Source organism: Rhodococcus sp. O3 (assembly GCF_048897285.1).
GTDB lineage: Bacteria > Actinomycetota > Actinomycetes > Mycobacteriales > Mycobacteriaceae > Rhodococcus.
In genome coordinates this window covers 1-10,296 of sequence record NZ_JBMBTE010000153.1, presented here as the reverse complement: position 1 = coordinate 10,296, position 10,296 = coordinate 1, and the positions used below count along the sequence as shown (strand labels likewise).

12 protein-coding genes are annotated in these 10,296 nt (G+C 69.9%); 5 read left to right on the top strand and 7 right to left on the bottom strand.

Annotated elements, in window-relative coordinates; translation table 11 throughout:
- From ACN675_RS25530 to ACN675_RS25500, 7 genes are all read right to left on the bottom strand, one after another.
- Window positions 1-276, bottom strand: a 276-nt coding sequence (locus tag ACN675_RS25530; RefSeq protein WP_420753493.1) for a cbb3-type cytochrome c oxidase subunit I, incomplete at its 3' end; no start/stop codon positions are given.
- Window positions 277-478: 202 nt separating this feature from the next.
- Window positions 479-1,111 (bottom strand): homoserine/homoserine lactone efflux protein, encoded by a 633-nt coding sequence (gene rhtB / locus ACN675_RS25525; RefSeq protein ID WP_420753491.1) that lies wholly within the window; start codon window positions 1,109-1,111, stop codon window positions 479-481.
- A 24-nt stretch (window positions 1,112-1,135) separates the two neighbouring features.
- Entirely contained in the window at window positions 1,136-2,323 is a 1,188-nt protein-coding gene (locus tag ACN675_RS25520; protein WP_420753492.1) for a glycoside hydrolase family 1 protein, read from the bottom strand.
- Between the two features lie 5 nt (window positions 2,324-2,328).
- A complete protein-coding gene (locus tag ACN675_RS25515; RefSeq protein WP_420753490.1) occupies window positions 2,329-3,471 on the bottom strand; it encodes an alpha/beta fold hydrolase in 1,143 nt (380 codons plus the stop codon).
- Between the two features lie 78 nt (window positions 3,472-3,549).
- Entirely contained in the window at window positions 3,550-3,939 is a 390-nt protein-coding gene (locus ACN675_RS25510) for a hypothetical protein (protein ID WP_420753489.1), read from the bottom strand.
- An 86-nt stretch (window positions 3,940-4,025) separates the two neighbouring features.
- Window positions 4,026-5,714 carry a PHA/PHB synthase family protein gene (locus ACN675_RS25505; protein ID WP_420753488.1) on the bottom strand — a complete coding sequence of 563 codons (1,689 nt, stop codon included), beginning with the start codon at window positions 5,712-5,714 and terminating at the stop codon, window positions 4,026-4,028.
- A gap of 174 nt (window positions 5,715-5,888) precedes the next feature.
- Window positions 5,889-6,284 carry a helix-turn-helix domain-containing protein gene (locus ACN675_RS25500; RefSeq protein ID WP_420753487.1) on the bottom strand — a complete coding sequence of 132 codons (396 nt, stop codon included), beginning with the start codon at window positions 6,282-6,284 and terminating at the stop codon, window positions 5,889-5,891.
- 142 nt (window positions 6,285-6,426) lie between these two features.
- Between ACN675_RS25500 and hisD the strand changes: the two genes are divergently transcribed.
- The 5 genes from hisD to ACN675_RS25475 all read left to right on the top strand — a co-directional run.
- Window positions 6,427-7,755 (top strand): histidinol dehydrogenase, encoded by a 1,329-nt coding sequence (gene hisD / locus ACN675_RS25495; protein WP_420753486.1) that lies wholly within the window; start codon window positions 6,427-6,429, stop codon window positions 7,753-7,755.
- Complete coding sequence (locus ACN675_RS25490; RefSeq protein WP_420753485.1) at window positions 7,752-8,894, top strand: histidinol-phosphate transaminase; 1,143 nt, start codon at window positions 7,752-7,754, stop codon at window positions 8,892-8,894. The genes hisD and ACN675_RS25490 overlap by 4 nt, the downstream gene beginning before the upstream one ends.
- A complete protein-coding gene (gene hisB / locus ACN675_RS25485) occupies window positions 8,891-9,505 on the top strand; it encodes an imidazoleglycerol-phosphate dehydratase HisB (RefSeq protein ID WP_420753484.1) in 615 nt (204 codons plus the stop codon). Before ACN675_RS25490 ends, hisB begins: the two co-directional genes overlap by 4 nt.
- A gap of 3 nt (window positions 9,506-9,508) precedes the next feature.
- Complete coding sequence (locus ACN675_RS25480; protein ID WP_420753483.1) at window positions 9,509-9,664, top strand: hypothetical protein; 156 nt, start codon at window positions 9,509-9,511, stop codon at window positions 9,662-9,664.
- A partial coding sequence (locus tag ACN675_RS25475; RefSeq protein ID WP_420753482.1) for an MFS transporter occupies window positions 9,661-10,296 on the top strand: 636 nt, incomplete at its 3' end. The genes ACN675_RS25480 and ACN675_RS25475, both read left to right, overlap by 4 nt.

The following is a 10,296-nucleotide window of genomic DNA, read 5'->3' as shown; positions in this document are numbered from 1 at the left end:
CGGCAGGACGTAGTTCGCGAAACCGAACACGATCGGGGTCGCGTACATCAGCAGCATCACGCCGCCGTGCACGGTGAACAGCTGGTTGTACTGCTCGTTCGACAGGAACTGCATGCCGGGGACCGCCAGTTCGGCGCGCATCAGCATCGCCATCAGGCCGCCGGCCAGGAAGAACCCGAACGAGGTGACCATGTACATGATCCCGAGGTCCTTGGGATCGGTCGTGGTCATCAGCTTGTAGAGCACCGAGCCCTTGAGGTGATAGCGCGCGGGCATGGGACGCGTCGCGCGGGGCGCGGGTGCGGTCACCACTGGATTCACGATGCCTCCGGTCCGCCGTCCGAGAACGGCCGAGTCGTGCACCACCGAGAGGTTCGGACACGGGTACCGACACCCGGTACCGGACGACCGGCAGTTGGCTGGTCCGGGCCAGCGTAACCCCGTTCCGTCCGCGCTCGCGGGGCTTTCGGGAGGCGGGTCAGACCGTCGCGGCGCGCCGCACCGTCGCCAGGAACGCCGCCGCGGTCAGGAACAGTCCGGAGAACACGCGGTTGGTGATCGACTGCTGCCGCGGGGACCGCATCAGGGTGAGCACGCGCGCGGCCAGACCGGTGTAGCCGGTCATCACGACGACGTCGACGGCGACCATGGTCGCGGCGATCGCCAGATACTGCGGCAGCAGCGGCGCCGCCGGTTCCAGGAACTGCGGTAGCACCGCCAGCATGAAGACGACGGCCTTCGGATTCGAGGCGTTGACGAGGAAACCCCGCACCACCAACGCCGGCGCGGACGCGCCCCGCGTCGGCGTCTCGGCCTCGGTTTCCGTGGGCCGGGCCCGCCACTGCCGGATCCCGAGATACACGAGATACGCGACGCCGAACCACTTGATGACGGTGAACGCGGTCGCGGACCGGGCCAGGACCGCGCCGACGCCCGCGGCAACCACCGCGATCTGCAGCAGCAGGCCGAGTTGCAGACCGAGGATGTTCCAGTAGCCGCGGCGCAGGCCGTGCGCGAGTCCCGAGGACATCGACGCGACGGCCCCGGCGCCGGGCGACAGACTGATCACCCATGCCGCGCCGAGGAAGGCCAGCCACATCTGCCACGTCATCGGTCGATCCTAGGACAGCTGGATCTAGGGTGCGCCGCCGCCGACGATCGCGCGATAGGCCTCGACGCCGTCGGTGGGACGGCGGGTCAGTGTCGGATCGGTGCGGGCGTCGACGGTGTAGAGGCCGAATCGTGGGGTGTACGAACCCCATTCGTAGTTGTCGGTGAGCGACCAGTAGTTGTAGCCGAACACCGGTGCGCCGTCGTCGATCGCGCGGGCCACCGCGGCGACGTGCTCGCGCAGATGCCGGGAACGGGTCCAGCCGTCCGGACGCGGCGCCCCGTCGGCGGTGGGCATGCCGTTCTCGACGACGTACAGCGGCAGACCGGGATACCGCCGGGTGTAGTCCATCAGCGCGTCGTGCAGCCCCTGCGGATGCGGGCGCACCGCCGCGAAGTCGTCGAACGCGGCGTGGATCGCGGTGAGATTGCCGGGCTCCACCCCGTAGTAGTAGTCGACCCCGACGAAGTCCAGGCGGTCACGCACACGGTCGAGGAACAACGTGTCCAGGTAGGTCTGGGCGCCGGGGATGTACGCGACGTTCGAGGTGACCTTCGCGTCCGGATCATGCCGGTGGATCAGCTCGTATGCCCCGCGGTGCGCGGCGACGAGCCCGTCGAACATGCGGGGGACGTCGGTGGGGAACAACCCGCCGAAGGTGAGTTCCTGCCGCACGTAGATCGTCGGTTCGTTGACGGTGACCCACAGCGCCCCGACGTTCGCGTACCGGGCGACCACCCGTTCGGCGTTGGCCAGCCAGGCCGCGACCGTGCCGGGATCGGCCCAGCCGCCGCGGTCGGCGATCCATCCGGGATACACCCAGTGGTCCAGGGTGATCATCGGCGTCATGCCGTGCTCCCGGATCGCGGCGACCACGTCGTCGTAGTACGCGAACTCCGTCTCGTCCCAGTGATCGGGCCGCGGTTGGACCCGGGCCCATTCGACGGAGAACCGGAACACGTCCACCCCGAGATCGGCGGCGCGTGCGATGTCCTCGCGATAGCGGTGGCGGAAGTCGACGGCGGCACCGATCGGGTCGTGGGTGCGGCCCGACGCCGAGTAGCGGGACCAGTTGCTGTCCGGCGACGAGCCCTCGGACTGGAAGCCGGACGAGGAGACACCCCACAGAAACCCGGTCGGTGCCGCCGCGGCCGTCGTGGGCAGGATCGACGCGGTGAGGATCAGCGCGATCGCGACGACCGCGGCCCGCACCCGGTTCACCCGAACCCCGTTGCCGATCCGGACTCCGCTGCGACGGCGGACGCGATCGGGGTCCACTGTTCGGCGAGGACCCGGCGCCCGACGAACAGCCCGATGTGCCCGTCCTCGACGGTGTGCACGGCGATCCGTTCGGGTGCGGTGCCCACGAGCGCGGCCAGGGCGTGCACCTGCGCGGGCGGTGCCAGCAGGTCGCCGGTACCGGCGAGCAGGATCAGGGGGCAGTCGATCTCGGTGAGGTCGACGCGCCGCCCGCCGATCACCAGATCCCCGCGGGCCAGTTCGTTGCCCACCACGAGGTGTTCGACGATCCAGTCCCGGAACGCGGCGGGGATCGGCTGGCGCCACACGAACCAGCGGCGCTGCTCCGTGATCCGCGCAATCACCTCGGGGTCGTCGAGCCCGGCGAGCAGGTCCATCGCCCGCTGCACCTCGCCGACGGGGTCGGTGAGATGGACGCCGAACAGGTGCCCGGTGTCGTAGACCAGGGCCGCGGCGGCGGCGCCCGCCCTGCGGGGCAGGTGGCCGAGCAGGCCGAGTCCCGGCCGGTCGGCGTGGAAGTCGATCGGGGCTCCCGCGACGGTCAGCGTGTGTACCTCGTCGGGATGCAGCGCCGCGTACACGGTGGCGAGCCACCCGCCCTGGCTGTCACCGATGAGATTGACCCGCCCGCCGAGGTGGGCCACCGCCTCGGCGACGACCGCGAGATGCTCGTCGATCGAGTCGCCGTCGGTCTCGGCGGTCGCGGGGAGCCAGTCCAGGCAGTACAGCCGGGTCAGTCCGCCGGCGTGCAGCGCCGCGATCTGGCTGCGTTCGGTGGAGTGGTCGACGATGCACGAATCGGTGCCGGCCTGCGGTGGCAGGAGCAGGGTGGGCACGGTCCCGGTCGCCGACGGTGATGCGACGGTGCAGTCCCGCAGCCGCGCGAGCGGCCACTGCAGGGCCACGGGCCACGGATGGGCCCAGCCGGGCCGGTCGCGGTCGGTGAGGACGTTCACGAACGCGGTGGCGTCGTCGACGATGTCGAGCGGACCGGCACCGCGCCGGGCCAGACCGAGTAGATAGGCGCTCCAACCGGCGATCGCCGCGGCCCCGATACGGAACGGGGCCGCGGCGATCGCGGCGGGTGATACGGCGTCCATGCCGCGCACCCTAAGCCTGCGGCTCAGGAGCCGGTGCGCGTTTTCCGTCCTTCGATACGAGGACGGTGCGCACGGGCCTCACTTGAGGAGGTCGCGGGCGGTGGTGGCGGTGGTGGCGGTCAGTTCGCGGGCGAACGAGACCTGTGCCTTCGCGAGGTCGGCGACCCACTCGATCGGGGTGGCCTCGGCGAACTTCTCCTGCAGGTCGAGAAGGCTGAAGACGGTCTTCTCGTAGGTGTCGACGGCCAGGTTGCCGCTCTGCTTGGCGGCGTCGACGATCTTGCCGTTGAAGTCGTTCACGCGGGCGGTGGTGTCGTCGACGGCCTTGCTCAGCTCCTCCGTGGCGCGGCTGGCGGCCTGGGTGGCGGAGGCGGCGACCTTCTGGGCGGCGTCGGTCGCGTCGGTGGCGGCCTTGGAGGCGGCGTCGGTGGCGACCTTGGCGGCGTTGGTGGTCTTGGGGGAGGTCATAACGAGTCCTTCTGTCGGTGGTGGAAGCGCCTCGAACGACGCTGTTAGCAAGTTAGCACAATGACTGCTAACACGCTACCCGGGCGTCATCCGAAGACGTAGGTGCCCGGTGCGTCGCACAGTGCGGGATGTGCCGTGCTGCCCATCGACGGCGGTGCGACCAGCGCGCCGGCCCGCGAACCGGACCACAGCGCCCAGTCCTCCCACCACGACGTCGTGGCCCGGGTGGCGCGCTCCTTCCAGTCCTGCGGCGAATTCGGCAGGGCGGCAGGGGTTTCCGCGTCGGGTGCGCCGACCGCCTCGAACCAGCACTTCGGCCCCGGCGGATTCACCGCTCCCGCAATGTGACCGCCGTTGGACAGCACGAACCGGACGGAGCCGCCGAGCAGCCGCACCGACTCGTACGACGACGTCCACGGCACGATGTGGTCGTTGATCGCGCCGACGATGTACGTGTCACACTGGATGTCGCCCAAATTCAGTGTCTTGCCGTCGAGTTCGTACACGCCTTCGGCGAGTTCGTTGCGCCCGTAGAGGCTTCGCAGATAGTGCGAGTGCATGGCCGCCGGCATCCGGGTGCTGTCCTCGTTCCATGCGAGGATGTCGAATGCCGTCGGCTTCTCGCCCTTCATCCACCGCGACACCCAGTACGAGAAGATCAGGTCCTTGGCCCGGATCATGTCGAAGCTGCCGGACATCTCGTGGCCGGACAGGAATCCCTGGGCGCGCATCCGGAACTCGACGTTGTCGAGGGTCGCCGGATCGGTCAGCAAACCGAGCTCGCCGACGTCGCGGTAGTCGAGCAGGGTGTTGAGCATGGTCAGCGCGCAGATGCGGCGGTCGCCCTCGGCGGCCAGCCGCGCGGCGGCCATCGCGGCCATCGCGCCACCGAGGCAGATGGAGAGCACCTCGATCCGGGACGATCCCGTGATCTCCTCGACGACGTCCAGCGCCGACGCGATGCCCTGGGCGTAGTAGTCGCTCATGGTCACGTCGTGCATGGACTCGTCGGGATTGCGGTACGAGATCATGAACACGGTGCGGTTGTGGCGGATCGCCCACTCGACCAGGCTGCGCTCCGGCGCGAGATCGAGGATGTAGTACTTGTTGATCCACGGCGGTGCCGCCAGGATCGGGATCTCGTGCACCTGCTCGGTCTGGGGCGCGTACTGGATCAGCTCGATCAGATCGTTCCGGTAGACGACCTTGCCGGGCGTCGCCGCGAGATTCTCACCGACCTTGAAGGCGTCGACGTCGACCTTCAGTGGCCGGCCGCCCCGGTTGGTCAGGTCGTCGAGGGCGTACCGGGCGCCGCGCAGCAGGCTCGCGCCGCCGGTCTCGAACGCGCGGGTCAGCACCCCGGGGTTGAACAGGAAGTTCGACGGCGCGAGGGCGTCGAACATCAGGTTCGCGAACTGACGGGCCTTGCCGTCCTGCAGCGGGTCGCCGGCGCCGGCTTCGGTGAGTTCGAGCGCGTACTCGCGGGTGGCCAGGTAGCTCTGCAGCAGCGAGAAGTAGGCGGGGTTCTCCTTCCACGCTGCGTTGCTGAACCGCCCGTCCCGCGGATCGACGGGCAGCGGCGGCTGCGGGTCGGCCTCGTTGAACACGCGGGTCGCGGCGGCGGGGATCCGGGCCAGGCGCGTGGTGTATCCGGTGGTCGCCGAGGCGACCTTCTGCGGATTCCGGACGGCGCGTCCGGCCACGGACGCGACGGCGGGTGCCCAGCCGATCGGATCGAGGCTGGACTTCAACTTCTTGTGCACATGGTCGAGCACGGGCTCACCTCAGGTCATGGTTGGGGGATGCCCGAGGGTGACACGGACCGCAGAGGCGCGCACCTTACTCCGAGGTACATGGTCACTGCAGGTAGTGACGCGGCACACGGTCGCTCGTCCGACCTGCGAAGGGCTGTGACACGCTCGTAGAACTTGTTTCAGATGTGAATCACGTCACGCGTCCGGGGATTCGTCCGACTCGTCCCGAATGCCCCGTCTCCGTTTGGCGACGGTCACCTCCCGGAACGCCTCGTACATCTCCTCCAGCGACCGGCGCTGCGGATTGGTCAGATCCGGATCCTCCCGGATCGCTTGCAGCACTGCGGATTCCTTGGCCGCGTCGGGGGAGGCGACCTGTGTCGTCAGGGTATCCGCCGACAGGTGCAGCTGCTCGGCGATGGCATTGAGTACCCGATCGCTCGGCGCCCGCAGATTCCGCTCGATCTGCGACAGGTACGGGTTCGAGATTCCCACCATCGCGGCCAGCTGCCGCATCGGCAGTGCGGCGAGCTCGCGCTGGCGGCGAATCAGCTCACCCAGGGTGGCCGGGTGCGATGCGTCGTCGTCCATGCCGCCCAGCATAGGACGGCCGCACGCCGGAATCGGGGCCGCCGGGGCCGGTACGCCGCGCCGCCGGGTGACCGGCTGACAACTCGTTTGCGTGTATCGCGGATAATGGAACAGATCCCTGTTCTACGAGAGAGGACACCTCATGCTTGCCCGCACCGACCTGCGCGGTCGTACCCCCACCACTGCGGAGCTGAGGGGCGCCCTGCCCCGCGGCGGAGTGGATGTGGACGCGGTGCTGCATCACGTCCGTCCCGTCGTCGACGACATCCGTGACCGCGGAGCCGTCGCCGCCCTCGACTACAGCGAGAAGTTCGACGGCGTGCGCCCCGCGCAGGTACGCGTACCGCAGGCCGCGATCGACCGGGCGCTCGCCGAACTGGACCCCGCCGTGCGCGCGGCTCTCGAGGTCGCCATCACCCGCACCCGCCTCGTCCACGCCGATCAACGCCGCACCGACACCGTCACCGAGGTCGTGCCCGGCGGCACGGTCACCGAACGCTGGGTGCCGGTCGAGCGCGTCGGCCTGTACGTGCCCGGCGGCAACGCCGTCTACCCGTCGTCCGTGGTGATGAACGTCGTTCCGGCCCAGGCCGCGGGCGTCGAATCGCTCGTCATCGCCTCGCCGCCGCAGAAGGACTTCGACGGTCTGCCGCACCCGACCATCCTCGCCGCCGCCGCATTGCTCGGCGTCGACGAGGTGTGGGCCGTCGGCGGCGCCCAGGCCGTCGCGCTGCTCAGCTACGGCGGCACCGACGTCGACGACACTGCGACCGAGCTCGCCCCCGTCGACATGATCACCGGCCCCGGCAACATCTACGTGACCGCCGCCAAGCGGCTGTGCCGCGCCGTCGTCGGCATCGACGCCGAGGCCGGGCCCACCGAGATCGCGATCCTCGCCGACCACACCGCCGACGCCGTACACGTGGCCGCCGACCTGATCAGCCAGGCCGAACACGACGTGATGGCCGCCTCCGTCCTGGTCACCACCAGCACCGACCTGGCCGACGCCGTCGACGCCGCCCTCGCCGCGCAGCTCGAGATCACCAAGCACCGCGAGCGCGTGACGACCGCGCTGTCCGGCAGCCAGTCCGGCATCGTCCTGGTCGACGACCTCGAGCAGGGACTGCAGGTCGTCAACGCCTACGCCGCCGAGCACCTCGAGATCCAGACCGAGAACGCCTCCGAGGTGGCCGCGCGGGTCCGCGCCGCCGGCGCGATCTTCGTCGGACCGTGGGCGCCGGTCAGCCTCGGCGACTACTGCGCCGGCTCGAACCACGTGCTGCCCACCGCCGGCTGTGCGCGGCACCAGTCCGGGCTGAGCGTGCAGACCTTCCTGCGCGGCATCCACGTCGTCGACTACAGCCGCGAAGCGCTGCAGGACGTCGCCGGGCACGTCATCACCCTCGCGAACGCCGAGGACCTGCCCGCCCACGGTGAGGCCGTGCGTCTGCGGTTCGAGGCTCTGCGATGAGCGGCGCACAGACCGGGACCGTGCCCGGCAGCCGCATCACCATCGACGACCTGCCGCTGCGCGAGAACCTGCGCGGCAAATCCGCCTACGGCGCACCGCAGTTGACGGTGCCGGTGCAGCTGAACACCAACGAGAACCCGCACCCGCCGACGCAGGCGCTCGTCGACGACGTCGCCGAGGCCGTGCGGGAGGCGGCGCGTGAGCTGCACCGCTACCCGGACCGCGACGCCGTGGCGCTGCGCACCGACCTCGCCGCCTACCTGACCCGGCAGACCGGTGTCGCGGTGGGTGTCGAAAACCTGTGGGCGGCAAACGGATCCAACGAGATCCTGCAGCAGATCCTGCAGGCGTTCGGTGGGCCGGGCCGTAGTGCGATGGGCTTCGTGCCGTCGTACTCGATGCACCCGATCATCTCCGACGGCACCCAGACCGAATGGCTGGCCACCTACCGGCGCGCCGACTTCACCCTCGACATCGAGGCCTCCGTCGCGGCGATCCGCGACCGCAAGCCCGACGTCGTGTTCGTCACCAGCCCGAACAACCCCACCGGGCACAGCATCCCGCTCGACCAGTTGCGGGTGATCGTCGAGGCCGCACCGGGCATCGTCATCGTCGACGAGGCGTACGCCGAGTTCTCCGCGGTGCCGAGCGCGCTCGCGCTGATCGACGAGTATCCGGCGAAGGTGATCGTCTCGCGCACCATGAGCAAGGCGTTCGCGTTCGCCGGGGGTCGCCTCGGCTACCTCGCCGCGGCGCCCGCCGTCGTCGAGGCCCTGCTGCTGGTGCGACTGCCGTACCACCTGTCGGTGATCACCCAGGCCGCCGCCCGGGCGGCGCTGCGGCACGCCGACGAGACGCTCGGGTCGGTCGCGGCACTGACCGCCGAACGCATCCGCGTCGCCGCGGAACTGGCGCGCCTCGGCTACGAGGTGATCCCGTCGGACGCCAACTTCATCCTGTTCGGCCGGTTCGCGGACGCCGCCGCCACCTGGCAGCGCTACCTCGACGAAGGCGTGCTCATCCGGGACGTCGGCATCCCCGGATATCTGCGCACCACCATCGGGTTGGCACACGAGAACGACGAATTGTTGCGCGTGAGTGAGCAGCTCGCCGCAACGGAAATCGAGGGAGCCCGATGAGCGACCGGATCGCGAAGGTCGAACGCACGACCAAGGAGTCGAGCATCAGCGTCGAGATCAATCTCGACGGCACCGGCCGCACCGACATCTCGACGGGCGTCCCGTTCTACGACCACATGCTCACCGCGCTCGGCCAGCACGGCAGCTTCGACCTGACAGTCCACGCGAAGGGCGACGTCGAGATCGAGGCGCACCACACCGTCGAGGACACCGCCATCGTGCTCGGCCAGGCGTTCAACCAGGCGCTCGGCGACAAGCGCGGCATCCGCCGTTTCGGTGACTGCTTCATCCCCATGGACGAGACCCTCGCGCATGCGTCGGTGGACGTGTCGGGACGGCCGTACTGCGTGCACACCGGGGAACCGGACTACATGGTGCACTCGGTGATCGGCGGCTACCCGGGCGTGCCCTACGCCACGGTGATCAACAAGCACGTGTTCGAGTCGTTCGCGTTCCACGCCCGCATCGCGCTGCACGTGCGCGTGCTGTACGGCCGCGACCAGCACCACATCACCGAAGCCGAGTTCAAGGCGGTGGCGCGGGCCCTGCGCGAGGCCGTCGAACCGGACCCGCGGGTCAGCGGCATCCCGTCGACCAAGGGCAGCCTGTAGCCGATGGACGTCCTGTTGACCTACGGCTGCTTCCTGCTCGCAGGGCTGGCCGCCGGGGGAACGTGGTCGGCCTGGAAAGCCGGCAACCAGCTGTTCGCCGGGGTGCTGCTGGCACTGACACTGCTCGCCGCGACCGCCGGGATCCTGAGGTTGATGTGACGGCTGCGCCGGGCCTGCTCGGCATCCGTGGCCTTCTCGCGTCCTGGGCCCTCGCGGCCGCCGCGTTCGGTGGGTTCTCGTTGCTGCTGCCCGTCGTCCCGTGGGCGATCGCGCAGGCGGGAGGCAGCGACACGCTCGCCGGATCGGTGACGACGGTGTTCATGGCGACCACGGTGCTCACCCAGCTGGCCATGCCGAAGCTGATACGCGCCCGGGGACATCGGCAACTGCTGATCGCCGGGTGCCTGCTGCTCGGCCTGCCGTCGCTGGGACTGCTCGCCTCGACCGCGCCGTCGGTGGTGCTGGGCATCTCGGCGGTCCGCGGCATCGGCTTCGGCATGATCACCGTGGCCGCGGCCGCGCTCGTCGCGGAACTGGCCCCGGCCCGGCAGCTGGGCCGTGCCACCGGCACCCTCGGCATCGCGATCGCCGCGTCGCAGATGATCGGTCTGCCGCTGGGCCTTTTCCTGGCCGAAAGATTCTCGACCGCACCGGTTTTCGTGCTCGGTGCGCTCGTGCCCACGCTCGGGCTCGTGGCGGCCGCACGGTTGCCGCGGGTCCGGCCCGCCGCCGGCGCTGCGCACGGCCGGCCTCCGCTGCTCGCGCTGTTGCTGCCGACCGTGGCGATCGGT